We start from the raw sequence: 22,151 nt of genomic DNA on the forward strand, positions 1-22,151 counted from the left end.
CATGGCGGGACAGAAGATCCGCATCCGGCTCAAGGCCTACGACCACGAGGTCATCGACTCTTCGGCGAAGAAGATCGTCGAGACGGTGACTCGCACTGGTGCGTCGGTCGCGGGCCCGGTGCCGCTGCCCACTGAGAAGAACGTGTACTGCGTCATCAAGTCGCCGCACAAGTACAAGGACGCACGCGAGCACTTCGAGATGCGCACGCACAAGCGCCTGATCGACATCCTCGACCCGACCCCCAAGACCGTTGACTCTCTGATGCGACTCGACCTCCCGGCCGGTGTCGACATCGAGATCAAGCTCTGAAGGCCGGTGATCTGAGAATGGCTAAGCAGATCAAGGGCATCCTGGGCGAGAAGCTCGGCATGACGCAGGTGTGGGACGCGAACAACCGTGTTGTTCCGGTCACCGTCGTCAAGGCCGGCCCCAATGTCGTCACCCAGGTCCGCACGAACGACGTCGACGGCTACGAGTCCGTCCAGATCGCGTTCGGCGAGATCGACCCGCGCAAGGTGAACAAGCCCCTCAAGGGCCACTTCTCCAAGGCCGACGTCACCCCCCGCCGCCACCTCGTCGAGATCCGCACGGCCGACGCCGCCGAGTACACGCTCGGTCAGGAAGTCACCGCCGAGGTCTTCGAGTCCGGCGTGAAGGTCGACGTCACCGGCAAGAGCAAGGGCAAGGGCTTCGCCGGTGTCATGAAGCGTCACAACTTCAAGGGCCTCGGCGCCGGACACGGCACCCAGCGCAAGCACCGCTCGCCGGGCTCCATCGGTGGCTGCGCCACCCCGGGCCGCGTGTTCAAGGGCCTCCGTATGGCGGGTCGCATGGGCAACGAGCGGGTCACCACCCAGAACCTGACCGTCCACGCCGTTGACGCGGAGAAGGGTCTGCTGCTCATCAAGGGCGCGGTTCCCGGTCCGAACGGCGGCCTCGTCCTGGTCCGCACCGCGGCCAAGGGGGCCTGAGGTACCGATGAGCACTGTTGACATCCTTTCGCCTGCCGGCGAGAAGACCGGAAGCGTCGAGCTCCCCGCGGAGATCTTCGGCGTGGAGAAGATCAGCATTCCGCTGATCCACCAGGTCGTCGTCGCGCAGAACGCGGCTGCCCGCCAGGGCACGCACAAGACCAAGCGTCGCGGCGAGGTCCGTGGTGGCGGCAAGAAGCCGTACCGCCAGAAGGGCACCGGCCGCGCCCGCCAGGGTTCGACCCGCGCGCCGCAGTTCGCCGGCGGTGGCGTGGTCCACGGCCCGCAGCCGCGTGACTACTCGCAGCGGACCCCGAAGAAGATGAAGGCCGCGGCCCTGCGCCACGCCCTCACCGACCGGGCCCGCCACAACCGCATCCACGTCGTCACCGGCGTCATCGAGGGCGACGACCCGTCCACGAAGGCCGCCCGGACGCTGTTCGGCAAGATCTCGGAGCGCAAGAACCTGCTCCTGGTCGTCGACCGCGCCGACGAGGCCGCGTGGCTGTCCGCCCGCAACCTGCCCCAGATCCACATCCTGGAGCCGGGCCAGCTGAACACGTACGACGTTCTCGTCTCGGACGACGTGGTCTTCACCCAGGCCGCTTTCGAGTCCTTCGTGTCTGGCCCCAACAAGGCCGCTGACACCGAAGGGAGCGAAGCCTGATGGCTACGCGTCACCCGAGCATCGCCTCCAAGGCGGCCAAGGCCGCCAAGGCCGCGCGCGTCGCCAAGGCGCGCCGCCACGAGGCCGAGGGCAAGAACACCGTCGTCACCCCGGTCAGCAAGGCGTTCACGGACCCCCGTGACGTGCTGCTGAAGCCGGTCGTGTCCGAGAAGAGCTACGCGCTCCTCGACGAGAACAAGTACACGTTCGTCGTCGCGCCGGGCTCCAACAAGACCCAGATCAAGGAAGCCGTCCAGGCGGTCTTCTCGGTCAAGGTCACCGGGGTCAACACGATCAACCGCCAGGGCAAGCGGAAGCGGACCCGCACGGGCTTCGGCAAGCGTGCCGACAGCAAGCGCGCGATCGTGACCCTCGCCGAGGGCGACCGTATCGACATCTTCGGCGGTCCGACCTCCTGACGGAGGTCCGGATCGTCCGGAATCGGACGAGGACTGAGAAATGGGAATCCGCAAGTACAAGCCGACTACGCCGGGCCGTCGTGGCTCCAGCGTCGCCGACTTCGTCGAGGTCACGCGGTCCACGCCGGAGAAGTCGCTGGTCCGCCCGCTGCACAGCAAGGGCGGCCGTAACAACGCCGGTCGTGTGACCGTTCGCCACCAGGGTGGCGGACACAAGCGCGCCTACCGTGTCATCGACTTCCGTCGGCACGACAAGGACGGCGTGCCGGCGAAGGTCGCGCACATCGAGTACGACCCCAACCGCACCGCGCGCATCGCGCTGCTGCACTACGCCGACGGCGAGAAGCGCTACATCCTCGCCCCGCGCAACCTGCAGCAGGGCGACCGCGTCGAGAACGGTCCCGGGGCCGACATCAAGCCGGGCAACAACCTGGCGCTCCGCAACATCCCGGTCGGTACCACGATCCACGCGATCGAGCTCCGTCCCGGTGGCGGCGCCAAGTTCGCCCGCTCCGCCGGTGCCTCCGTGCAGCTGCTCGCGAAGGAGGGCTCGATGGCCCACCTGCGCATGCCGTCCGGAGAGATCCGCCTGGTCGACCAGCGCTGCCGCGCCACGGTCGGCGAGGTCGGCAACGCCGAGCAGAGCAACATCAACTGGGGCAAGGCGGGCCGCAAGCGGTGGCTGGGCGTTCGCCCGACCGTCCGTGGTGTGGTCATGAACCCGGTGGACCACCCGCACGGTGGTGGTGAGGGCCGGACCTCCGGTGGACGCCACCCCGTGTCCCCGTGGGGCAAGAAGGAAGGCCGTACTCGTTCGCCCAAGAAGGCGTCGAACAAGTACATCGTCCGCCGCCGCAAGACGAACAAGAAGCGCTAAGGACGGGTTGAGATGCCTCGTAGCTTGAAGAAGGGACCCTTCGTCGACGACCACCTGATCAAGAAGGTGGACACGCAGAACGAAGCCGGTTCCAAGAACGTCATCAAGACCTGGTCCCGTCGCTCGATGATCGTCCCGGCGATGCTCGGCCACACGATCGCGGTGCACAACGGCAAGACCCACATCCCGGTGTTTGTCACCGAGTCCATGGTCGGCCACAAGCTCGGCGAGTTCTCGCCGACGCGCACCTTCCGGGGTCACGTCAAGGACGACCGGAAGTCGAAGCGCCGCTAACAGCGGGGTGGAATGATCATGACAAACACTGAAGGGACAACCATGGAAGCCAGGGCCCAGGCGCGGTACATCCGCGTCACGCCCATGAAGGCCCGCCGCGTGGTGGACCTCATCCGTGGCATGGATGCCACGGAGGCTCAGGCGGTCCTGCGTTTCGCCCCGCAGGCCGCGAGCGTGCCGGTCGGCAAGGTGCTGGACAGCGCCATCGCCAACGCCGCGCACAACTACGACCACACCGACGCCGGCAGCCTCGTCATTTCCGAGGCGTACGTCGACGAGGGCCCGACCCTGAAGCGGTTCCGGCCGCGCGCCCAGGGCCGTGCCTACCGGATCCGCAAGCGGACCAGCCACATCACCGTGGTCGTCAGCAGCAAGGAAGGAACCCGGTAATGGGCCAGAAGGTAAACCCGCACGGGTTCCGGCTCGGCATCACCACCGACTTCAAGTCGCGTTGGTACGCCGACAAGCTGTACAAGGACTACGTCAAGGAAGACGTCGCCATCCGTCGGATGATGACGTCCGGCATGGAGCGCGCCGGCATCTCGAAGGTGGAGATCGAGCGCACCCGTGACCGCGTGCGTGTGGACATCCACACCGCCCGTCCCGGCATCGTCATCGGCCGCCGCGGCGCCGAGGCCGACCGTATCCGCGGCGACCTGGAGAAGCTGACCGGCAAGCAGGTCCAGCTGAACATCCTCGAGGTCAAGAGCCCGGAGACGGACGCTCAGCTGGTGGCCCAGGCCGTCGCCGAGCAGCTGTCCTCCCGCGTCTCCTTCCGTCGTGCCATGCGCAAGAGCATGCAGGGCACGATGAAGGCCGGCGCCAAGGGCATCAAGATCCAGTGCGGTGGCCGCCTCGGCGGTGCCGAGATGTCCCGCTCGGAGTTCTACCGCGAGGGCCGTGTGCCCCTGCACACGCTCCGCGCGAACGTGGACTACGGCTTCTTCGAGGCCAAGACGACCTTCGGCCGCATCGGTGTGAAGGTCTGGATCTACAAGGGCGACGTCAAGAACATCGCCGAGGTCCGCGCCGAGAACGCCGCCGCCCGTGCCGGCAACCGCCCGGCCCGTGGTGGCAACGACCGCCCGGCCCGTGGCGGCCGCGGTGGCGAGCGTCGTGGGCGCAAGCCGCAGCAGCAGTCGGCTCCGGCCGCCGAGGCTCCCAAGGCCGACGCGCCCGCCGCTGCCGCTCCGGCTGAGAGCACCGGAACGGAGGCCTGACCGAAATGCTGATCCCCCGCAGGGTCAAGCACCGCAAGCAGCACCACCCGAAGCGCCGTGGTCAGGCCAAGGGTGGTACGACGGTTGCGTTCGGCGAGTACGGCATCCAGGCCCTCACGCCGGCGTACGTGACCAACCGCCAGATCGAGGCGGCCCGTATCGCGATGACCCGCCACATCAAGCGTGGCGGCAAGGTCTGGATCAACATCTACCCGGACCGCCCGCTCACGAAGAAGCCCGCCGAGACCCGCATGGGTTCCGGTAAGGGTTCCCCCGAGTGGTGGATCGCGAACGTGCACCCGGGCCGGGTCATGTTCGAGCTGTCCTACCCCAACGAGAAGATCGCCCGTGAGGCGCTGACTCGTGCGGCCCACAAGCTGCCGATGAAGTGCCGGATCGTCAAGCGCGAGGCAGGTGAAGCGTGATGTCGGCCGGTACCAAGGCGTCCGAGCTGCGCGAACTGGGTGACGAGGAGCTTCTGGCGAAGCTCCGCGAAGCCAAGGAAGAGCTGTTCAACCTCCGCTTCCAGGCGGCGACGGGTCAGCTCGAGAACCACGGTCGGCTCAAGGCCGTCCGTAAGGACATCGCGCGGATCTACACCCTGATGCGTGAGCGCGAGCTGGGCATCGAGACGGTGGAGAGCGCCTGATGAGCGAGAGCAACGTGACTGAAGAGACGAAGGCCGCGCGCGGCTTCCGCAAGACCCGTCAGGGTCTGGTCGTCAGCGACAAGATGGACAAGACCGTCGTCGTCGCCGTCGAGGACCGCGTGACCCACGCGCTGTACGGCAAGGTCATCCGCCGTACCGAGAAGCTCAAGGCCCACGACGAGCAGAACGCCGCGGGCGTCGGCGACCGTGTCCTCCTCATGGAGACCCGGCCGCTGTCCGCGACGAAGCGCTGGCGCGTCGTAGAGGTCCTCGAGAAGGCCAAGTAAATCTTCTGCGAGGCATTCCTCGCAGGACAGTTCCGCCAGGCTCCGGGAGCCGTTCGGCCAAGCGGTTGAACGGCCCCCGGGGAACCGGCAGACAAACAGGAGATAGACGTGATCCAGCAGGAGTCGCGGCTGCGTGTCGCCGACAACACGGGTGCTAAGGAAGTCCTCTGCATCCGTGTGCTCGGTGGCTCGGGCCGCCGCTACGCGGGTATCGGTGACGTCATCGTCGCCACCGTCAAGGACGCGATCCCCGGTGGCAACGTGAAGAAGGGTGACGTCGTCAAGGCGGTCATCGTTCGCACCGTCAAGGAGCGCCGCCGTCCGGACGGCTCGTACATCCGCTTCGACGAGAACGCCGCCGTCATTCTGAAGAACGACGGCGACCCTCGTGGCACCCGTATCTTCGGCCCTGTCGGCCGTGAGCTGCGCGAGAAGAAGTTCATGAAGATCATCTCCCTCGCGCCGGAGGTGCTGTGAGCATGAAGATCAAGAAGGGCGACCTGGTCCAGGTCATCACCGGTAAGGACAAGGGCAAGCAGGGCAAGGTCATCGCGGCCTTCCCCCGTGAGGACCGTGTCCTGGTCGAGGGTGTCAACCGGGTCAAGAAGCACACCAAGGCCGGGCCGACCGCTCGCGGTTCGCAGGCCGGCGGCATCGTGACCACCGAGGCCCCGATCCACGTCTCCAACGTCCAGCTGGTCGTGGAGAAGGACGGAAACAAGGTCGTCACGCGCGTCGGTTACCGCTTCGACGACGAGGGCAACAAGGTTCGCGTTGCCAAGCGGACGGGTGAGGACATCTGATGACTACCACCACCACTCCGCGTCTCAAGACGAAGTACCGCGAGGAGATCGCGGGCAAGCTGCGTGAGGAGTTCTCCTACGAGAACGTCATGCAGATCCCCGGCCTCGTGAAGATCGTGGTCAACATGGGTGTCGGCGACGCCGCCCGTGACTCGAAGCTGATCGAGGGCGCGATCCGCGACCTGACCACCATCACCGGTCAGAAGCCGGCCGTCACCAAGGCCCGCAAGTCCATCGCGCAGTTCAAGCTGCGCGAGGGCCAGCCGATCGGTGCCCACGTCACGCTCCGTGGCGACCGCATGTGGGAGTTCCTGGACCGCACCCTGTCGCTCGCGCTGCCGCGCATCCGCGACTTCCGCGGTCTGTCTCCCAAGCAGTTCGACGGCCGTGGCAACTACACCTTCGGTCTCACCGAGCAGGTCATGTTCCACGAGATCGACCAGGACAAGATCGACCGCACCCGGGGTATGGACATCACCGTGGTGACCACGGCGACCAACGACGCTGAGGGCCGCGCGCTCCTTCGTCACCTCGGCTTCCCCTTCAAGGAGGCGTGAGCGAGATGGCGAAGAAGGCCCTGATTGCCAAGGCTGCTCGCAAGCCCAAGTTCGGTGTACGTGGCTACACGCGCTGCCAGCGCTGCGGCCGCCCGCACTCCGTCTACCGCAAGTTCGGCCTGTGCCGCGTGTGCCTTCGTGAGATGGCTCACCGTGGCGAGCTGCCGGGCGTGACCAAGAGCTCCTGGTAATCCGGTAATTCCGGGTTATTCAGGCTCTCGGTAAGCATCTGGGTCGGCAGAGGCCCGGCTCCGCATGCCTTAGGCTTGTGGGGTTGGGCGTCTGCCACCCGTACGCCCGCGGGCTCAGCCCGCAAATGACTGCTTACTACGCCGTAGGTCCACCGCGCCGCACCCGTCCCGTCTCGGATCGGGGAGAGGGATGGCGCACCAGGAAACCCCGGCGAGAGAGGCCGAAGGCCAATTCATGACCATGACTGATCCGATCGCAGACATGCTTACGCGTCTGCGGAACGCGAACTCGGCGTACCACGACTCCGTGACGATGCCGGCGTCCAAGATCAAGTCTCACATCGCGGAGATCCTCCAGCAGGAGGGCTTCATCACGGGCTGGAAGACCGAGGACGCCGAGGTCGGCAAGAACCTCGTTCTCGAGCTGAAGTTCGGCCCGAACCGTGAGCGCTCCATCGCGGGGATCAAGCGGATCTCCAAGCCCGGCCTCCGGGTGTACGCGAAGTCCACCAACCTGCCCAAGGTGCTGGGTGGCCTCGGCGTGGCGATCATCTCCACGTCGCACGGGCTCCTCACCGACAAGCAGGCCGGCAAGAAGGGCGTAGGCGGAGAAGTCCTCGCCTACGTCTGGTAACGGAAGGGAACGGAGGAAACAGCTATGTCGCGCATCGGCAAGCTCCCCATCGCGGTTCCCGCCGGCGTGGACGTCACCATCGACGGCCGTACGGTTTCGGTCAAGGGCCCCAAGGGCTCGCTGACCCACACCGTCGTGGCGCCGATCGACATCGCCAAGGGTGAGGACGGCGTTCTGAACGTCACCCGCCCCAACGACGAGCGTCAGAGCAAGGCCCTGCACGGCCTGTCCCGCACGCTGGTGGCGAACATGATCACCGGCGTGACCCAGGGTTACGTGAAGAAGCTCGAGATCAGCGGTGTCGGTTACCGCGTGCTCGCCAAGGGTTCGAACCTGGAGTTCTCCCTCGGCTACAGCCACCCGATCCTGGTCGAGGCCCCCGAGGGAATCACCTTCAAGGTGGAGAACCCGACCCGCTTCTCGGTCGAGGGCATCGACAAGCAGAAGGTCGGCGAGGTTGCGGCCAACATCCGCAAGCTGCGCAAGCCCGACCCGTACAAGGCCAAGGGCGTCAGGTACGAGGGCGAAGTCATCCGGCGCAAGGTCGGAAAGGCTGGTAAGTAAGCCATGGCATACGGACAGAAGATCCTCAAGGGCGACGCCTACAAGCGCGCCGCGATCAAGCGCCGTCACATCCGGATCCGCAAGCGGATCGCCGGTACGGCGGAGCGTCCCCGTCTGGTCGTTACCCGCTCGAACCGCCACATCGTGGCCCAGGTGATCGACGACCTCAAGGGCCACACCCTTGTGTCGGCGTCCACCCTGGACACCTCGATCCGTGGCGGCGAGGCCGACAAGTCCGCGCAGGCCAAGCAGGTCGGCGCCCTGGTCGCCGAGCGCGCCAAGGCCGCCGGTGTCGAGGCCGTCGTGTTCGACCGTGGCGGCAACCAGTACGCCGGGCGCATCGCCGCTCTGGCGGACGCCGCCCGCGAAGCCGGACTGAAGTTCTGAGCCGGTTCCGTATCGCTAGCGGAAACAGAGAGAGGTAATTCCAATGGCTGGACCCCAGCGCCGCGGTAGCGGTGCCGGTGGCGGCGAGCGGCGGGACCGGAAGGGCCGTGACGGTGGCGCAGGTGCCGCCGAGAAGACCGCTTACGTTGAGCGCGTCGTCGCGATCAACCGCGTCGCCAAGGTTGTGAAGGGTGGTCGTCGCTTCAGCTTCACCGCGCTGGTCGTGGTGGGCGACGGTGACGGCACCGTGGGTGTCGGATACGGCAAGGCCAAGGAGGTGCCGGCCGCCATCGCCAAGGGTGTTGAGGAGGCCAAGAAGCACTTCTTCAAGGTCCCCCGCATCCAGGGCACCATCCCTCACCCCATCCAGGGTGAGAAGGCTGCCGGCGTCGTGCTGCTCAAGCCCGCGTCCCCCGGTACCGGTGTTATCGCCGGTGGTCCGGTGCGCGCCGTGCTCGAGTGCGCCGGCATCCACGACATCCTGTCGAAGTCGCTCGGCTCCGACAACCAGATCAACATCGTGCACGCGACCGTGGCGGCCCTCAAGGGCCTGCAGCGTCCCGAGGAGGTCGCGGCCCGCCGCGGTCTGCCGCTCGAGGACGTCGCCCCCGCGGCTCTTCTCCGCGCACGTGCCGGGGCGGGTGCGTAATCATGGCGCAGCTCAAGATTACGCAGGTCAAGTCCTACATCGGCAGCAAGCAGAACCACCGTGACACCCTGCGTTCCCTTGGTCTCAAGGGGATCAACACGCAGGTCGTCAAGGAGGACCGCCCCGAGTTCCGCGGCATGGTGCACACCGTCCGCCACCTCGTGTCGGTCGAGGAGGTCGACTGATCATGGCGGAGAACAACCCGCTCAAGATCCACAACCTCCGTCCCGCCCCGGGCGCCAAGACCGCCAAGACCCGTGTCGGTCGTGGTGAGGCGTCGAAGGGTAAGACGGCCGGTCGTGGTACCAAGGGCACGAAGGCCCGTTACCAGGTTCCGGAGCGCTTCGAGGGTGGCCAGATGCCCCTCCACATGCGTCTTCCGAAGCTGAAGGGCTTCAAGAACCCGTTCAAGACCGAGTTCCAGGTCGTGAACCTCGACAAGCTGGCCGCGCTGTACCCCGAGGGTGGCGAGGTCACCGTCGAGGGCCTCGTGGCCAAGGGTGCCGTTCGCAAGAACAGCCTCGTCAAGGTCCTCGGCCAGGGCGAGATCTCCGTGGCGCTGCAGGTGACGGTCGACGCCGTCTCCGGCTCCGCCAAGGAGAAGATCACCGCCGCCGGCGGTACCGTCACCGAGCTCGTCTGAGCCCCTCAGGCGTCTCGATGACCTGAACGATCCCGACCGGGGATACCCACAAAAGGGGTATCCCCGGTTGGTCGTTCCAAGGTAAGTGCTCCCGCCGGTAAGGTGGCCTGCGCTGCCCTCTTTCCCGAGTGCGTCACATGAGGCACTCTGAGCGGCAGTTCACCGTTACTTACTTAGTCGTCAGTCGAACCTCAAGACCGTCACCCTTGACGCGGTAGCGCGGGGGTCGCAGGAGGCACCGTGCTCACCGCGTTCGCCCGGGCGTTCAAGACGCCCGACCTGCGCAAGAAGCTGCTCTTCACGCTCGGCATCATCGTGGTGTACCGGCTCGGTACCCACATTCCCATTCCAGGCGTCAACTACAAGAACGTCCAGGAGTGCGTGGACCAGGCGTCCGGTAACCAGGGCCTCTTCGGCCTGGTCAACATGTTCAGCGGTGGCGCCCTGCTGCAGATCACGGTCTTCGCGCTCGGCATCATGCCGTACATCACGGCGAGCATCATTCTGCAGCTGCTCACCGTCGTGATCCCGCGTCTGGAAGCCCTCAAGAAGGAGGGCCAGGCGGGTACGGCCAAGATCACGCAGTACACCCGCTACCTGACCGTCGCGCTCGCCATCCTGCAGGGCACCGGCCTGGTGGCCACCGCCCGCAGCGGCGCCCTCTTCTCCGGCTGCACCGTCGCCGGCCAGATCGTCCCCGACCAGGCGATCTTCACCACCGTCGTCATGGTGGTCTGCATGACCGCCGGCACGTGCGTCGTCATGTGGCTCGGCGAGCTGATCACCGACCGCGGCATCGGCAACGGCATGTCGATCCTGATGTTCATCTCGATCGCCGCGACCTTCCCGTCGGCGCTGTGGGCCATCAAGAAGCAGGGCGACCTGGCGGGCGGCTGGATCGAGTTCGGCACCGTCATCGTCGTCGGCCTGGTCATGGTCGGTCTCGTGGTCTTCGTGGAGCAGGCCCAGCGCCGCATCCCGGTCCAGTACGCGAAGCGCATGATCGGCCGTCGTTCCTACGGTGGTACGTCGACGTACATCCCGCTCAAGGTGAACCAGGCGGGTGTCATCCCCGTCATCTTCGCCTCGTCGCTGCTCTACATCCCGGCGCTGATCGTCCAGTTCTCGAACTCGACGGCGGGCTGGGCCACCTGGATCACGAAGAACCTCGCGGACACCGCGGCGACGCCGCACATCATTCTGTACTTCTTCCTGATCGTCTTCTTCGCCTTCTTCTACGTGGCCATCTCGTTCAACCCCGAGGAAGTCGCGGACAACATGAAGAAGTATGGTGGCTTCATCCCGGGCATCCGGGCTGGCCGACCGACCGCTGAGTATCTGAGCTACGTACTCAACCGGATCACCTGGCCGGGTTCGCTGTACCTGGGCCTGATCGCTCTCGTCCCGACAATGGCGTTGGCTGGTTTCGGGGCAAACCAGAACTTCCCGTTCGGTGGCACCAGCATCCTGATCATCGTGGGTGTCGGTCTCGAGACGGTGAAGCAGATCGAGAGCCAGCTCCAGCAGCGCAATTACGAAGGGTTCCTCCGCTGATGCGAATCGTCCTCGTCGGGCCTCCGGGTGCCGGAAAGGGAACGCAGGCCACCCGCCTTGCCGAGACGCTGCACATTCCGCACATCTCCACGGGCGACCTGTTCCGCGCGAACATCAGTCGGCAGACCGAACTGGGCAAGCTCGCGAGGTCCTACATGGACGCCGGCAACCTCGTGCCGGACGAGGTCACCATCGCCATGGCGAAGGACCGCATGGAGCAGCCCGACGCCGAGGGCGGCTTCCTGCTGGACGGCTTCCCGCGCAACGTCTCCCAGGCCGAGGCGCTGGACGAGCTGCTCGAGACCGAGGACATGAAGCTCGACGCGGTGCTGGACCTGGAGGCCCCGGAGGAGGAGGTCGTCAAGCGGATCGCCGGCCGGCGCGTCTGCCGCAACGACTCGGCCCACGTCTTCCACGTGACGTACACACCGTCGAAGAAGGAAGGCGTCTGCGACGTCTGCGGCGGCGAGCTGTACCAGCGGGACGACGACTCCGAGGAGACGGTCCGCAAGCGGCTGGAGGTCTACCACACGCAGACCGAGCCGATCATCGACTACTACAAGTCGCAGGGCCTGGTCGCCACCATCTCGGCGATGGGCCCCGTGGACGAGGTCACCCGCCGCGCGCTGGAGGCGCTCAGGCGCGACCAGTAGTTCTTCGCCGGCTGCAGCCGCGGTTCCCCGCTCAGGGAGCCGCGGCTGTGCTGTGGGGTGGGTGGCTCCGCCCCGTATCGTGGGAGGCGTTCCCGGCCCCTCCTCTCCGGTTCCGTCCAGTCCAGAAAGGCCGCAGTTCCCATGGTGCAGATCAAGAGCCCCGAGCAGATCGCCAGGATGCGCGAGGCGGGGCTGGTCGTGGCCGCCATCCACGCGGCCACGCGCGAGGCCGCCGTACCCGGCGCCACGACCAGGGACCTGGACCAGGTCGCCCGCAAGGTCCTCGCGGAGCACGACGCCAAGCCGAACTTCCTCGGGTACGGGGGCTTCCCCGCCACCATCTGCACCTCCGTCAACGAGGTCGTCGTCCACGGCATCCCGTCCGACGACGTGGTCCTCAAGGACGGCGACGTCATCTCCATCGACTGCGGCGCGATCATCGACGGCTGGCACGGGGACGCCGCCTACACGGCCTTCGTCGGCTCCGGCCACCCGCCGGAGCTGGTGGAGCTCTCCCGGGTGACCGAGGAGTCGATGTGGGCGGGCATCGCGGCCATGAAGCAGGGCAACCGCCTGGTGGACGTCTCCCGCGCCATCGAGACCTACATCCGCCGCCAGCCCAAGCCCGGCGGCGGCAAGTACGGGATCATCGAGGACTACGGCGGCCACGGCATCGGCACCGAGATGCACATGGACCCGCACCTGCTGAACTACGTCGACCGCCGCCGCGGCAAGGGCCCGAAGCTGGTCCCCGGCTTCTGCCTCGCCATCGAGCCGATGGTCTCCCTGGGCACCCCGCGCACGGAGGTCCTGCCGGACGAGTGGACCGTCATCACCACGGACGGCACCTGGTCCTCCCACTGGGAGCACTCGGTGGCCCTGACGGAGCAGGGCCCCCTGGTCCTGACCGCCCCGGACGGCGGCAGGGCGAAGCTGGCGGAGCTGGGCATCACGGCGGCGCCGGACCCGTCGGCGTGACGCCCGGCCGGGTGCCACGGCGGCTCCAGACCTCACCGCATAACGATCTAGCATCCGGGGCAGGCTTCCTCGTTTCGCCTTTCCGGGTTTGCTGACGTAGACTGACTCGTCGACTCCCGTGCACCCGCATGTCTGCTTGCAAAGCTGGTATGCGACCCACGGCGCACGAGGTGTCGATCAAGGTAGTCGATTCGAAGGGCGAAGCGTGGCCAAGAAGCAAGGTGCCATCGAGATCGAGGGCACTGTCGTCGAGTCTCTTCCGAACGCCATGTTCAAGGTCGAGCTCCAGAACGGCCACCAGGTCCTGGCACACATCAGCGGCAAGATGCGCATGCACTACATCCGCATCCTCCCTGACGACCGGGTCGTGGTGGAGCTGTCTCCGTACGACCTGACGCGTGGCCGGATCGTCTACCGGTACAAGTAGATCTTGCCCACGTCCCGTGTGTGTCCCACGCGGGCCCGCCGGCAACTGACCCGGAGAACCTCACACCCATGAAGGTCAAGCCGAGCGTCAAGAAGATCTGCGACAAGTGCAGGGTGATCCGCCGTCACGGTCGGGTCATGGTCATCTGCGACAACCCGCGCCACAAGCAGCGCCAGGGCTGAAGCACGACCGTTCCCTCCGCGATTCGCAGGACTTCGCGCGACGCGAGCTGAACATGTTCATACGCAGGACCCGGACGCCCAGGCGTCCGACACCCCCGGTTCGGAGGCCGGGGACCCGATCCGTACCTCATACGGCGGCCGGGGACCGGTTCTGTGGAAGACCTCCGACAATCAACTGGAGCCATTGAATGGCACGCGTTTCCGGTGTTGACATCCCGCGTGAAAAGCGCGTCGAGATCGCCCTCACCTACGTGTTCGGCATCGGCCGGACTACCTCGCAGCAGACGCTCGCCGCCACCGGCGTGGACCCGAACACCCGTGTTCGGGACCTCTCCGAGGAGCAGCTCGTCGCGATCCGCGAGTACGTCGACAACAACATCAAGACCGAGGGTGACCTCCGTCGCGAGGTGCAGGCCGACATCCGCCGCAAGGTCGAGATCGGCGCCTACCAGGGTCTGCGTCACCGTCGTGGCCTGCCCGTCCGCGGTCAGCGCACCAGCACCAACGCCCGCACCCGCAAGGGCCCGCGTCGCGCCATCGCCGGCAAGAAGAAGCCGGGCAAGAAGTAGTCCGCAGCGGACTTCGCCGTCCAGCGGTCTTCGCTGTAGGACCGACCACCTCCCGTAGGAGAACGACATGCCCCCCAAGGGACGTCAGGGCGCTGCCAAGAAGGTGCGCCGCAAGGAAAAGAAGAACGTCGCTCACGGCCACGCGCACATCAAGAGCACGTTCAACAACACGATCGTGTCCATCACGGACCCGACCGGCAACGTGATCTCCTGGGCCTCCGCCGGCCACGTCGGCTTCAAGGGCTCCCGGAAGTCCACGCCGTTCGCCGCGCAGATGGCCGCCGAGTCGGCTGCCCGCCGCGCCCAGGAGCACGGCATGCGCAAGGTCGACGTCTTCGTCAAGGGCCCGGGTTCCGGTCGTGAGACCGCCATCCGCTCCCTGCAGGCGACCGGCCTCGAGGTCGGCTCCATCCAGGACGTCACGCCCACCCCGCACAACGGGTGCCGTCCGCCGAAGCGCCGTCGCGTCTGATCTCGCTCCACCGGGGTCTCCGGGCGGTACGGCTCCTTCGGGTCGTATCGCCCGTACCCTTGCAGTACTGGTCGGGCGTCAAATAGCGGGCGCCCCTGACTGAAGGATCACCACATGCTGATCGCTCAGCGTCCCTCGTTGACCGAAGAGGTCGTCGACGAGTTCCGCTCCCGGTTCGTCATCGAGCCGCTGGAGCCGGGCTTCGGATACACCCTCGGCAACTCCCTGCGCCGTACGCTCCTCTCCTCGATCCCGGGTGCGGCGGTCACGTCCATCCGCATCGACGGTGTCCTGCACGAGTTCACCACCGTGCCGGGCGTCAAGGAGGACGTCACCGACCTGATCCTCAACATCAAGCAGCTGGTCGTCTCCTCGGAGCACGACGAGCCCGTCGTGATGTACCTGCGCAAGCAGGGCCCGGGTCTGGTCACCGCCGCCGACATCGCGCCCCCGGCCGGTGTGGAGGTGCACAACCCCGACCTCGTCCTCGCCACGCTCAACGGCAAGGGCAAGCTGGAGATGGAGCTGACCGTCGAGCGCGGTCGCGGCTACGTCTCCGCCGTGCAGAACAAGCAGCTGGGCCAGGAGATCGGCCGCATCCCGGTCGACTCGATCTACTCGCCCGTCCTCAAGGTCACGTACAAGGTCGAGGCCACGCGTGTCGAGCAGCGCACCGACTTCGACAAGCTGATCGTCGACGTCGAGACCAAGCAGGCCATGCGTCCGCGCGACGCCATGGCGTCGGCCGGCAAGACCCTGGTCGAGCTGTTCGGTCTCGCCCGCGAGCTGAACATCGACGCCGAGGGCATCGACATGGGTCCGTCCCCGACGGACGCCGCGCTCGCCGCCGATCTGGCGCTGCCGATCGAGGAGCTGGAGCTCACCGTTCGGTCGTACAACTGCCTCAAGCGCGAGGGCATCCACTCCGTGGGTGAGCTCGTGGCTCGTTCCGAGGCCGACCTGCTCGACATCCGCAACTTCGGTGCGAAGTCGATCGACGAGGTCAAGGCCAAGCTCGCGGGTATGGGGCTTGCGCTGAAGGACTCGCCTCCCGGCTTCGACCCGACCGCCGCCGCCGACGCCTTCGGCGCCGACGACGACGCGGACGCCGGGTTCGTGGAGACCGAGCAGTACTGAGTGCCCCGCGGGGAGGCCGTACTGCGTCCGCGGCCGGTCGTGACCGGCCGCGGTGTTCCCCGCGCCCCTTCCAGGCCCCTTCGGGGGCCTGGATCTCCGATGGACAACCGTCTGCTCGGATACTGACTCCGGTACCTGATACGGCCGGGGCAGACACCTAGGAGAAACACCATGCCGAAGCCCACCAAGGGTGCCCGTATGGGCGGCAGCGCCGCGCACGAGAAGCTGCTCCTCGCGAACCTCGCGAAGTCGCTGTTCGAGCACGGTCGCATCACCACCACCGAGGCGAAGGCGCGCAAGCTGCGTCCGTACGCCGAGCGTCTGGTCACCAAGGCGAAGAAGGGCGACCTTCACAACCGCCGTCAGGTGCTCCAGGTGATCACGGACAAGAGCATCGTCCACACGCTCTTCACCGAGATCGGCCCGCGCTACGAGAACCGTCCCGGTGGCTACACCCGCATCACCAAGATCGGTAACCGTCGTGGCGACAACGCGCCCATGGCCGTCATCGAGCTGGTCGAGGCGCTGACCGTGGCCCAGCAGGCCACCGGCGAGGCCGAGGCCGCGACGAAGCGCGCCGCCAAGGACACCGAGGCCACCGAGACCACCGAGGCCGCCGAGACCAAGGTCGACACGACCAAGGCCGAGGGCGCCGAGGAGTCCGAGGAGTCCAAGGACGCGTAAGCGTTCCGCCGGGGACCGCGGGCCGGCGGCTGCGGCTTCGTCGTGGCCGGTCGCGTCCGCGCGGCAGGGCGCCGTGCCGAGCACGGTTTCGCGCCCCTGAGGGCGTCTTGCGGGCCCGTTCCTTTCGAGGGGCGGGCCCGCTTTCGTGTTGCTGAGAGGATCGCTGGGTGAGTGACGAAGCAGAGCCCGGGTTCGTGCGGGTGCGGCTGGACCTGTCGTACGACGGGGCCGGGTTCTCCGGGTGGGCCAAGCAGGCCGGTGGGCGGCGGACCGTGCAGGGGGAGGTCGAGGACGCGCTGCGGACGGTCACGCGGTCGGGGGAGACGTACGAGCTGACGGTGGCGGGGCGGACCGACGCCGGGGTGCACGCCCGGGGGCAGGTCGCGCACGTCGATCTGCCGCGTGAGGTGTGGGCCGAGCACCACGTGAAGCTGCTCAAGCGGCTCGCCGGGCGGCTGCCGAGGGACGTGCGGGTCTGGGCCCTGCGCGAGGCGCCCAGCGGCTTCAACGCCCGGTTCTCCGCCGTCTGGCGGCGCTATGCCTACCGGGTCACCGACAACCCCGGCGGCGTCGACCCGCTGCTGCGCGGACACGTGCTGTGGCACGACTGGCCGCTCGACGTGGACGCCATGAACGAGGCCGCCCGGGGGCTGCTGGGGGAGCACGACTTCGCGGCGTACTGCAAGAAGCGGGAGGGGGCCACCACCATCCGGACGCTGCGGGAGCTGAGCCTGGTGCGGGGCGACGACGGGATCGTCACCGCCACCGTGCGGGCCGACGCCTTCTGCCACAACATGGTGCGCTCCCTCATCGGTGCGCTGCTGTTCGTCGGCGACGGGCACCGTACGCCCGACTGGCCGGCGAAGGTGCTGGCCGCGGGCGTCCGGGACTCGGCCGTGCACGTCGTACGGCCGCACGGGCTGACGCTGGAGGAGGTCGGCTACCCGGCCGACGAGCTGCTGGCGGCCCGGAACAAGGAGGCCCGCAACAAGCGGTCACTGCCGGGAGCCGGCTGCTGCTGACCGGGCTCGCCCCCACAGGCGCCGGTCAGTCGTTCGCCCAGGTGCTCAGCAGGCCGGTCAGGGCGTCCGCGGCCTCGTCGGCGTCCCGGCCGTCGCCGCGGGCGTCGGGGGCAAGTTCCAGGTGGACGAAGGTCGCGTGCTGCCGCTGGGCAGCCTGGCCCTGGACGTTGGTCGTGCCCTCCAGCGGGCAGCGCGCCGACCAGCCGCGGCAGACCCGCAGCCCCTCCGCCTCCATCCGGTCGGCCAGGGCGGAGACCTCGCCGGGTGCGCTCTCGGTGGCGCCGGTGGACAGCACTGCGTCGTGGCGGTCCGTGGTGGACTCGGCGAAACCGTGCAGCTGGATGCCGGGCACGCCGCGTTCCTGCAGCTCCATGACCATGCCGTGGAAGGCGCTGTCCTCGCGGTGGGCCACGTCAGCGGCGTCGCCGCGGCCGGCCCGGCGGTGGGCGCCGGCCAGGACGAGTGCGCCGCCCGGAGTGTCCTCCAGCAAACGCACGCCCAGCTCCTCGGTGTCCCGGTCGGCGACGGGGTGCGGCACCTGGGCGCTCCAGCGGACGCGGGAGTCGGCGTTCAGGTACAGCCGGCCCCACCGGGTGCTCTCGCCCGAGCCGGTGGCCGCGACCTCGTCGTAGCGCCGGCCGGACTCGGTGTCGGTGATCCGTGTGACGCCGAGACCGACCGGGGCGAGCAGCCGCTCGGCCTCGCGTGCGTCCCCGTCCAGCAGGCTTCCGACGCCGCGGGCCAGCCGGGCCCGCTGCTCCTCGTCGGGCGGCGAGTAGGGGCCGTCGGGGTCCAGGTCCCGCGTGTACGACAGGATCCGGGTGCGCAGGTCGACCAGCTCCCGGGCCTTGGGCTGCGAGTCCTTCACGGAGGGCTCGGAAGACGTCTGACACCCGGTCAGCGCCAGGATGGTGCCGATCAGACCGAGAACGCACACAAAGCGTGACTGTCTTGTAATGCTAATGACAGGGTGAGTTGTGAGGCCCATGTGAACATGTTTCGGTGACATTCCGTAAGTCTCTCCGTATGAGTCGTTCCGTGGCCATCCTGGCGGCAGCCGCCTTCGCGGCCACTGCGTGCGGCTCCGAGTCCGCGCAGCCGCAGGCGAAGCCGGGTGGACGCTCGTTCACCGTGGCCGCCGCGGGTGACGTACTCATCCACCCCGAACTGGTCGAGCAGGCGGCCAAGGACGCCGAGGAGACCGGCGAGGGCGAGGCCGGGTTGGACTTCGGTCCGCTGCTCGCCGGGGTGAAGCCGGTCATCGGCGATGCGGACCTGGCGATCTGTCACATGGAGACGCCCGTCGGGAAGCCCAAGGGTCCCTTCCAGGGGTACCCCGAGTTCCTGGTGCCACCACAGATCCTGACGACCCTGAAGGATGTGGGGTACGACACCTGCTCCACGGGCTCCAACCACACCTTCGACCACGGGATGACGGGCGTACGGAACACGCTCGACGCCATGGACGAGGTGGGACTGGGCCACACGGGCTCGGCGCGTACGCCCGAGGAAGCAGAACGGATCAACATCCGGGACGTCAACGGCGTCAAGGTCGCGCATCTCTCCTACTCCTGGGAGTCCTTCGTCCACCCCACGCCCAAGGACAAGGACTGGGCGCTCAACAGCACGGACTGGGCGGGGATCAAGAAGGCCGAGAGCCGGGCCCGCGCCAAGGGGGCCGAGGTGGTCATCCTGTCCGTGCACTGGGGTGCCGAGTACTACAACGAACCCAGCACCTCGCAGATCCGGCTGGCGCAGTGGATCAGTGAGGAGACGGGGATCGACCTCGTGATCGGACACCACTCCCATGTGGTGCAGCCGATCCAGAAGGTCGGCGGAACCTGGGTCGCCTACAGCCTCGGCAACCAGGCCGCGCGGCACTCCTCGCCCAGCGGGATCACCGAGGAGGGGGTCATCGGCTGGTTCGAGTTCCGGGAGACGACGCAGGGTTGGGACGTCACCGCCCGCTACCGCACCACGCTCGTGGAGATCCCGCCCGAGGTGCAGCCCGGTGAGGAGCTGCCGGACGGGGCGGTCGAGGACCACCGGGTGAGGGACGTCCAGAGCGTGCTGGACGAGCCGGGTGACCTCTCCGAGGAGCGGCTCGCCCGGTTCCGGCTCGCGGCCGACCGCACCAGCGGCTTCCTCTACAACCGCGGTGCTCCGGGTGGCGACGGCCTGAAGGCGCTGTCCCTGAAGAAGTGACGAGCCACACAGTCCACCTCGTGGCCCGGAGTACAACCCTGTCAGCACTTATGAGTCTCCAGAGTGACGGTGCCGCACGTCCGCGGCAGCGGTGCGTCCAGCGCGCTGGGCACCCCGTAGCAACCAAGGAAGTAAACCGGTGACATCGAGTCCTGCCGCGAACCCCGGGCGGAAAGGGCGGCGACGCAGCCGCAGGCGTGCGGACATGCCGCTCCTCGGCGGTATCCGTCCCCCCATCGCGGTGCTGTGTCTGCTGATCCTGGCCCTGGCCGGTGGCACGGCCAAAGTCCTCGGCCCCGGCGGCGCCGCGGTGGTACCCAAGGCGGTGCTGACGTCGCAGCAGTACTTCGCGGAGGACGGCGCCATCGCGCTGCGCGCCTCGATCGACGAGCGGGTCACCGACCTTCAGCGCACCGCCGCCGCGCTGAACGCGGGGCCGCGGGTCGAGCCGGAGCGCGTGCTGTCCGACCTCGGTAAGACCTATCAGAAGTGGACCGGCACCACCGTGCTGGGCCTGGAGAGCGGGGAGGTCCTCGCCGCGCGAGGAGAAAGGATTCCTCTCGCCTGGCTCGACGAGGACGTCCTCACCGGCGAGCACGCCCTCACCCCGCGCATGGTGCGGCTGGAGACCGGCGACGTCCGCCTGATGACGATGGTGCTCCTCGACTGGAAGGACGGCCCGCAGCAACTGCTGATCGCGTCCAACAGCCTGTCCGTGCCCGCCATCAACATGGGCCCGTTCCGCACCATGTCGGTCGTGGCCCGCGACGGCGAAGTCCTCGCCACGGCCGGGTTCGAGGAGTCCGAGGCGCTCAACTCGGACAAGCAGCGCGAGGAACTGGCCTTCCTCCAGAAACAGATGTCCCGCCTCTCCGACCAGGCCGCCGAACGGACCGAGGAACACCCGGTGAGCGCCAGGGAGCCCGGCTCCCGGGGCTACCCCGGCGTCAGCGGGACCCTGCTGGGCGACGACTACGCGGGCCGGGTCACCACCGCCGGCTACGCCTCCCTCGCCTCCTCCGACCCGGAGGAGAAGGACAGCGTTGCCGCGGGTCTCGGGCTCACCGTGGTGGCCATGCTGCCCGTGGTCCAGCAGCAGGACGCCGCCGAGACGGGCCGGGAGCTGTACGGGCTGGTCGCGGCCGGGGCGCTGGTGGTGCTCGGCCTGCTGGCGGCGGCCGTTCTGTGGGCGGCCGTGCAGCGCCCGCTGCTGCGGATGTTCCTGGAGTCCCGCCGGCTCGCCCGCGGCGATCTGACCCGGCCCGTCACGGTGCCCCGCTGGGGCGAGACGGCCCGGATCGGTGCCGCGCTGGAACGCCTGCGGGCACAGCTCGGCGGCGCTGACGAAGGACCCGGCGCGGGGAGCGGCAAGGTCCGCTTCGGCGTGCGCGTGCCGCTCGCGTTGACCGCCGTCGTCCTGCTGCTGTGGTGTGTACCGGTCGGCCTGCTGCTGAACCGCACCGACGGCTCGGTCAGCGTGCCCGCCACGATCGTCAACGACCAGCGCGACCGCACCGACCTGATCGCCGACCGCGTCCGCCGCGCGCTCAACGAGGCCCAGGCCGACCTCGTCTCCACCTCCCGGCTGATCGACGCGGAGGAGCCCGGCGCCGCCGGGAAACTGCTGTCGGACGCCCTGGAGGAGCACACCCGCTACCAGGCCCTGTACGTTGTGGACGCCGACGGCGAGGTCGTCGCCCGCGCGGGGGGAGACCCGCACGACTGGAGCGACGACGAGGACCTGTCGCTGGTCCGCGTCTCCGGCAGGGGGGACAAGAAGCCGGTGATCCAGGCCGGCGCCCCCGTGCCGGAGCACAAGGGCACCACCCTGGTCGGCGAGGTTCGGGTGGAGTTCCTCAACTCGCTGCTGAACCGGCCCGGCCTCGGCGAGGTCCGGGTGGTGGACGCCGAGGCGCGGACCGTCGCCGCCAGCGACGGCTTCCAGGCCTTCGAGAGGCTGCCCGGCGACGCACTGACCGACCTGGTCCGCGCGGGCAGCGTGCCGGTCGGTGCCGGGCCCGTCGAGAACGGCCTGCTCCTGAGGGACGGCGGTGACGTCACCGTGGCCGCAGCGGCACCCTTCTCCGGCGGCGGCATCGCCTCCGACATCGGCTGGAGCGTGGTCAGCAGCCAGGACGCCGACCACTTCGAGATCGCCGCCTACGAGCGCGAGGACCGCAGCGTGCTCGCCGGGATGCTCGGCCTCGCCGCGATCGTCGTCTGCCTGGGCTGGGTGTACCTGGTCGTCGCACGACCGCTGCGGGCCCTGGCGACCAGTGCCGAGAAGCTCGCCGACGGAGACCTCAAGACCGTGCACTATCCCCGCTACCAGGACGAGGTCGGGGCCGTCGTCCGCAGCCTCGAACTGCTCCGCCAGCAGTTGCAGGCCGGCCGCCAGAACCAGACACGTCGGCCCGCCGAGTCCCGGCCCGGCGCCGGAGGAAGGTGACCCCAC

At 68.0% G+C, this 22,151-nt stretch carries 34 protein-coding genes; 33 read left to right on the plus strand and 1 reads right to left on the minus strand.

Going from position 1 to position 22,151, the window contains the following annotated elements; all coding sequences use genetic code 11:
- Position 1 precedes the first annotated feature (1 nt).
- The 31 genes from rpsJ to truA all read left to right on the plus strand — a co-directional run bounded on the left by rpsJ (position 2) and on the right by truA (position 17,491).
- Positions 2-310 carry a 30S ribosomal protein S10 gene (gene rpsJ / locus ACGFYH_RS05175; protein ID WP_014054162.1) on the plus strand — a complete coding sequence of 103 codons (309 nt, stop codon included), beginning with the start codon at positions 2-4 and terminating at the stop codon, positions 308-310.
- A gap of 17 nt (positions 311-327) precedes the next feature.
- A complete protein-coding gene (gene rplC / locus ACGFYH_RS05180; protein WP_393801762.1) occupies positions 328-972 on the plus strand; it encodes a 50S ribosomal protein L3 in 645 nt (214 codons plus the stop codon).
- A gap of 7 nt (positions 973-979) precedes the next feature.
- The gene (gene rplD, locus ACGFYH_RS05185; RefSeq protein WP_393801763.1) at positions 980-1,639 is read left to right on the plus strand and encodes a 50S ribosomal protein L4; all 660 of its coding nucleotides are present in this window, start codon (positions 980-982) and stop codon (positions 1,637-1,639) included.
- Entirely contained in the window at positions 1,639-2,058 is a 420-nt protein-coding gene (gene rplW, locus ACGFYH_RS05190) for a 50S ribosomal protein L23 (RefSeq protein WP_393801764.1), read from the plus strand. The genes rplD and rplW overlap by 1 nt, the downstream gene beginning before the upstream one ends.
- A 40-nt stretch (positions 2,059-2,098) precedes the next feature.
- Positions 2,099-2,935, plus strand: coding sequence for a 50S ribosomal protein L2 (gene rplB, locus ACGFYH_RS05195; protein WP_030400225.1), 837 nt, complete (start codon positions 2,099-2,101; stop codon positions 2,933-2,935).
- 12 nt (positions 2,936-2,947) lie between these two features.
- Complete coding sequence (gene rpsS, locus ACGFYH_RS05200; RefSeq protein WP_055418366.1) at positions 2,948-3,229, plus strand: 30S ribosomal protein S19; 282 nt, start codon at positions 2,948-2,950, stop codon at positions 3,227-3,229.
- A gap of 42 nt (positions 3,230-3,271) precedes the next feature.
- Positions 3,272-3,619 (plus strand): 50S ribosomal protein L22, encoded by a 348-nt coding sequence (rplV, locus tag ACGFYH_RS05205; RefSeq protein WP_006604878.1) that lies wholly within the window; start codon positions 3,272-3,274, stop codon positions 3,617-3,619.
- On the plus strand, positions 3,619-4,449 hold the full coding sequence (gene rpsC / locus ACGFYH_RS05210; RefSeq protein WP_393801765.1) for a 30S ribosomal protein S3: 831 nt from the start codon (positions 3,619-3,621) through the stop codon (positions 4,447-4,449). The genes rplV and rpsC overlap by 1 nt, the downstream gene beginning before the upstream one ends.
- Positions 4,450-4,454: 5 nt before the next feature.
- Positions 4,455-4,874 (plus strand): 50S ribosomal protein L16, encoded by a 420-nt coding sequence (gene rplP, locus ACGFYH_RS05215; RefSeq protein WP_004927269.1) that lies wholly within the window; start codon positions 4,455-4,457, stop codon positions 4,872-4,874.
- Positions 4,874-5,098 carry a 50S ribosomal protein L29 gene (rpmC, locus tag ACGFYH_RS05220; RefSeq protein WP_003998824.1) on the plus strand — a complete coding sequence of 75 codons (225 nt, stop codon included), beginning with the start codon at positions 4,874-4,876 and terminating at the stop codon, positions 5,096-5,098. Before rplP ends, rpmC begins: the two co-directional genes overlap by 1 nt.
- The gene (rpsQ, locus tag ACGFYH_RS05225) at positions 5,098-5,385 is read left to right on the plus strand and encodes a 30S ribosomal protein S17 (RefSeq protein WP_003974258.1); all 288 of its coding nucleotides are present in this window, start codon (positions 5,098-5,100) and stop codon (positions 5,383-5,385) included. Before rpmC ends, rpsQ begins: the two co-directional genes overlap by 1 nt.
- Positions 5,386-5,493: 108 nt before the next feature.
- Entirely contained in the window at positions 5,494-5,862 is a 369-nt protein-coding gene (rplN, locus tag ACGFYH_RS05230) for a 50S ribosomal protein L14 (RefSeq protein ID WP_030831680.1), read from the plus strand.
- A gap of 2 nt (positions 5,863-5,864) precedes the next feature.
- The gene (gene rplX / locus ACGFYH_RS05235) at positions 5,865-6,188 is read left to right on the plus strand and encodes a 50S ribosomal protein L24 (RefSeq protein ID WP_003974256.1); all 324 of its coding nucleotides are present in this window, start codon (positions 5,865-5,867) and stop codon (positions 6,186-6,188) included.
- Entirely contained in the window at positions 6,188-6,745 is a 558-nt protein-coding gene (gene rplE, locus ACGFYH_RS05240) for a 50S ribosomal protein L5 (protein WP_235475502.1), read from the plus strand. The genes rplX and rplE overlap by 1 nt, the downstream gene beginning before the upstream one ends.
- Before the next feature lie 5 nt (positions 6,746-6,750).
- Positions 6,751-6,936, plus strand: a complete 186-nt coding sequence (locus tag ACGFYH_RS05245) for a type Z 30S ribosomal protein S14 (RefSeq protein WP_003948630.1) — start codon at positions 6,751-6,753, stop codon at positions 6,934-6,936.
- Positions 6,937-7,171: 235 nt separating this feature from the next.
- Complete coding sequence (gene rpsH / locus ACGFYH_RS05250; protein ID WP_026248232.1) at positions 7,172-7,570, plus strand: 30S ribosomal protein S8; 399 nt, start codon at positions 7,172-7,174, stop codon at positions 7,568-7,570.
- Between the two features lie 24 nt (positions 7,571-7,594).
- The gene (rplF, locus tag ACGFYH_RS05255; RefSeq protein ID WP_393801766.1) at positions 7,595-8,134 is read left to right on the plus strand and encodes a 50S ribosomal protein L6; all 540 of its coding nucleotides are present in this window, start codon (positions 7,595-7,597) and stop codon (positions 8,132-8,134) included.
- A 3-nt stretch (positions 8,135-8,137) separates the two neighbouring features.
- Positions 8,138-8,521 carry a 50S ribosomal protein L18 gene (gene rplR, locus ACGFYH_RS05260; RefSeq protein ID WP_393801767.1) on the plus strand — a complete coding sequence of 128 codons (384 nt, stop codon included), beginning with the start codon at positions 8,138-8,140 and terminating at the stop codon, positions 8,519-8,521.
- Between the two features lie 43 nt (positions 8,522-8,564).
- Positions 8,565-9,170, plus strand: coding sequence for a 30S ribosomal protein S5 (gene rpsE, locus ACGFYH_RS05265; protein ID WP_393801768.1), 606 nt, complete (start codon positions 8,565-8,567; stop codon positions 9,168-9,170).
- 2 nt (positions 9,171-9,172) lie between these two features.
- Positions 9,173-9,355 (plus strand): 50S ribosomal protein L30, encoded by a 183-nt coding sequence (gene rpmD, locus ACGFYH_RS05270; RefSeq protein WP_006140898.1) that lies wholly within the window; start codon positions 9,173-9,175, stop codon positions 9,353-9,355.
- A gap of 2 nt (positions 9,356-9,357) precedes the next feature.
- Positions 9,358-9,813 (plus strand): 50S ribosomal protein L15, encoded by a 456-nt coding sequence (gene rplO / locus ACGFYH_RS05275; protein ID WP_003974249.1) that lies wholly within the window; start codon positions 9,358-9,360, stop codon positions 9,811-9,813.
- A 240-nt stretch (positions 9,814-10,053) separates the two neighbouring features.
- On the plus strand, positions 10,054-11,367 hold the full coding sequence (gene secY / locus ACGFYH_RS05280; protein ID WP_393801769.1) for a preprotein translocase subunit SecY: 1,314 nt from the start codon (positions 10,054-10,056) through the stop codon (positions 11,365-11,367).
- Entirely contained in the window at positions 11,367-12,020 is a 654-nt protein-coding gene (locus ACGFYH_RS05285) for an adenylate kinase (RefSeq protein WP_393801770.1), read from the plus strand. The genes secY and ACGFYH_RS05285 overlap by 1 nt, the downstream gene beginning before the upstream one ends.
- 141 nt (positions 12,021-12,161) lie before the next feature.
- A complete protein-coding gene (map, locus tag ACGFYH_RS05290) occupies positions 12,162-12,998 on the plus strand; it encodes a type I methionyl aminopeptidase (protein WP_393801771.1) in 837 nt (278 codons plus the stop codon).
- 205 nt (positions 12,999-13,203) lie between these two features.
- Positions 13,204-13,425, plus strand: a complete 222-nt coding sequence (gene infA / locus ACGFYH_RS05295; RefSeq protein ID WP_003948620.1) for a translation initiation factor IF-1 — start codon at positions 13,204-13,206, stop codon at positions 13,423-13,425.
- Positions 13,426-13,493: 68 nt separating this feature from the next.
- Positions 13,494-13,607 carry a 50S ribosomal protein L36 gene (rpmJ, locus tag ACGFYH_RS05300; RefSeq protein WP_003974245.1) on the plus strand — a complete coding sequence of 38 codons (114 nt, stop codon included), beginning with the start codon at positions 13,494-13,496 and terminating at the stop codon, positions 13,605-13,607.
- Positions 13,608-13,795: 188 nt separating this feature from the next.
- Entirely contained in the window at positions 13,796-14,176 is a 381-nt protein-coding gene (rpsM, locus tag ACGFYH_RS05305) for a 30S ribosomal protein S13 (RefSeq protein WP_393801772.1), read from the plus strand.
- 67 nt (positions 14,177-14,243) lie between these two features.
- On the plus strand, positions 14,244-14,648 hold the full coding sequence (rpsK, locus tag ACGFYH_RS05310; RefSeq protein ID WP_003948617.1) for a 30S ribosomal protein S11: 405 nt from the start codon (positions 14,244-14,246) through the stop codon (positions 14,646-14,648).
- A 114-nt stretch (positions 14,649-14,762) separates the two neighbouring features.
- Positions 14,763-15,785, plus strand: coding sequence for a DNA-directed RNA polymerase subunit alpha (locus ACGFYH_RS05315; RefSeq protein ID WP_069171149.1), 1,023 nt, complete (start codon positions 14,763-14,765; stop codon positions 15,783-15,785).
- A 171-nt stretch (positions 15,786-15,956) separates the two neighbouring features.
- A complete protein-coding gene (gene rplQ, locus ACGFYH_RS05320; protein ID WP_393801773.1) occupies positions 15,957-16,469 on the plus strand; it encodes a 50S ribosomal protein L17 in 513 nt (170 codons plus the stop codon).
- A 167-nt stretch (positions 16,470-16,636) separates the two neighbouring features.
- Positions 16,637-17,491, plus strand: coding sequence for a tRNA pseudouridine(38-40) synthase TruA (truA, locus tag ACGFYH_RS05325; RefSeq protein ID WP_393801774.1), 855 nt, complete (start codon positions 16,637-16,639; stop codon positions 17,489-17,491).
- 25 nt (positions 17,492-17,516) lie between these two features.
- Here the strand turns inward: truA and ACGFYH_RS05330 are convergent, their stop codons facing one another.
- Positions 17,517-18,500 (minus strand): hypothetical protein, encoded by a 984-nt coding sequence (locus ACGFYH_RS05330; protein WP_393801775.1) that lies wholly within the window; start codon positions 18,498-18,500, stop codon positions 17,517-17,519.
- A 17-nt stretch (positions 18,501-18,517) separates the two neighbouring features.
- Between ACGFYH_RS05330 and ACGFYH_RS05335 the strand changes: the two genes are divergently transcribed.
- Positions 18,518-19,696, plus strand: coding sequence for a CapA family protein (locus ACGFYH_RS05335; RefSeq protein ID WP_393801776.1), 1,179 nt, complete (start codon positions 18,518-18,520; stop codon positions 19,694-19,696).
- Between the two features lie 205 nt (positions 19,697-19,901).
- Positions 19,902-22,145 carry a HAMP domain-containing protein gene (locus ACGFYH_RS05340; RefSeq protein WP_393801777.1) on the plus strand — a complete coding sequence of 748 codons (2,244 nt, stop codon included), beginning with the start codon at positions 19,902-19,904 and terminating at the stop codon, positions 22,143-22,145.
- Positions 22,146-22,151 lie beyond the last annotated feature (6 nt).

Origin of the sequence: Streptomyces sp. NPDC048392, assembly GCF_043200575.1 — a bacterium.
GTDB lineage: Bacteria > Actinomycetota > Actinomycetes > Streptomycetales > Streptomycetaceae > Streptomyces.

Coding starts and splice junctions, on each gene's coding strand:
- ACGFYH_RS05245 (WP_003948630.1), top strand. CDS start 6,751: ATGGCGAAGAAGGCCCTGATTGCCAAGGCTGCTCGCAAGCCCAAGTTC.
- rplD (WP_393801763.1), top strand. CDS start 980: ATGAGCACTGTTGACATCCTTTCGCCTGCCGGCGAGAAGACCGGAAGC.
- rpmC (WP_003998824.1), top strand. CDS start 4,874: ATGTCGGCCGGTACCAAGGCGTCCGAGCTGCGCGAACTGGGTGACGAG.
- rplF (WP_393801766.1), top strand. CDS start 7,595: ATGTCGCGCATCGGCAAGCTCCCCATCGCGGTTCCCGCCGGCGTGGAC.
- rpsC (WP_393801765.1), top strand. CDS start 3,619: ATGGGCCAGAAGGTAAACCCGCACGGGTTCCGGCTCGGCATCACCACC.
- rplO (WP_003974249.1), top strand. CDS start 9,358: ATGGCGGAGAACAACCCGCTCAAGATCCACAACCTCCGTCCCGCCCCG.
- rpsJ (WP_014054162.1), top strand. CDS start 2: ATGGCGGGACAGAAGATCCGCATCCGGCTCAAGGCCTACGACCACGAG.
- rpsK (WP_003948617.1), top strand. CDS start 14,244: ATGCCCCCCAAGGGACGTCAGGGCGCTGCCAAGAAGGTGCGCCGCAAG.
- ACGFYH_RS05330 (WP_393801775.1), bottom strand. CDS start 18,500: ATGTCACCGAAACATGTTCACATGGGCCTCACAACTCACCCTGTCATT.
- rplC (WP_393801762.1), top strand. CDS start 328: ATGGCTAAGCAGATCAAGGGCATCCTGGGCGAGAAGCTCGGCATGACG.
- ACGFYH_RS05340 (WP_393801777.1), top strand. CDS start 19,902: ATGCCGCTCCTCGGCGGTATCCGTCCCCCCATCGCGGTGCTGTGTCTG.
- ACGFYH_RS05335 (WP_393801776.1), top strand. CDS start 18,518: ATGAGTCGTTCCGTGGCCATCCTGGCGGCAGCCGCCTTCGCGGCCACT.
- rpmD (WP_006140898.1), top strand. CDS start 9,173: ATGGCGCAGCTCAAGATTACGCAGGTCAAGTCCTACATCGGCAGCAAG.
- ACGFYH_RS05315 (WP_069171149.1), top strand. CDS start 14,763: ATGCTGATCGCTCAGCGTCCCTCGTTGACCGAAGAGGTCGTCGACGAG.
- rplR (WP_393801767.1), top strand. CDS start 8,138: ATGGCATACGGACAGAAGATCCTCAAGGGCGACGCCTACAAGCGCGCC.
- rpsQ (WP_003974258.1), top strand. CDS start 5,098: ATGAGCGAGAGCAACGTGACTGAAGAGACGAAGGCCGCGCGCGGCTTC.
- rplB (WP_030400225.1), top strand. CDS start 2,099: ATGGGAATCCGCAAGTACAAGCCGACTACGCCGGGCCGTCGTGGCTCC.
- rpsH (WP_026248232.1), top strand. CDS start 7,172: ATGACCATGACTGATCCGATCGCAGACATGCTTACGCGTCTGCGGAAC.
- rplX (WP_003974256.1), top strand. CDS start 5,865: ATGAAGATCAAGAAGGGCGACCTGGTCCAGGTCATCACCGGTAAGGAC.
- rplE (WP_235475502.1), top strand. CDS start 6,188: ATGACTACCACCACCACTCCGCGTCTCAAGACGAAGTACCGCGAGGAG.
- rpsE (WP_393801768.1), top strand. CDS start 8,565: ATGGCTGGACCCCAGCGCCGCGGTAGCGGTGCCGGTGGCGGCGAGCGG.
- rpmJ (WP_003974245.1), top strand. CDS start 13,494: ATGAAGGTCAAGCCGAGCGTCAAGAAGATCTGCGACAAGTGCAGGGTG.
- map (WP_393801771.1), top strand. CDS start 12,162: ATGGTGCAGATCAAGAGCCCCGAGCAGATCGCCAGGATGCGCGAGGCG.
- rplQ (WP_393801773.1), top strand. CDS start 15,957: ATGCCGAAGCCCACCAAGGGTGCCCGTATGGGCGGCAGCGCCGCGCAC.
- rpsM (WP_393801772.1), top strand. CDS start 13,796: ATGGCACGCGTTTCCGGTGTTGACATCCCGCGTGAAAAGCGCGTCGAG.
- ACGFYH_RS05285 (WP_393801770.1), top strand. CDS start 11,367: ATGCGAATCGTCCTCGTCGGGCCTCCGGGTGCCGGAAAGGGAACGCAG.
- rplP (WP_004927269.1), top strand. CDS start 4,455: ATGCTGATCCCCCGCAGGGTCAAGCACCGCAAGCAGCACCACCCGAAG.
- rplW (WP_393801764.1), top strand. CDS start 1,639: ATGGCTACGCGTCACCCGAGCATCGCCTCCAAGGCGGCCAAGGCCGCC.
- rpsS (WP_055418366.1), top strand. CDS start 2,948: ATGCCTCGTAGCTTGAAGAAGGGACCCTTCGTCGACGACCACCTGATC.
- rplV (WP_006604878.1), top strand. CDS start 3,272: ATGGAAGCCAGGGCCCAGGCGCGGTACATCCGCGTCACGCCCATGAAG.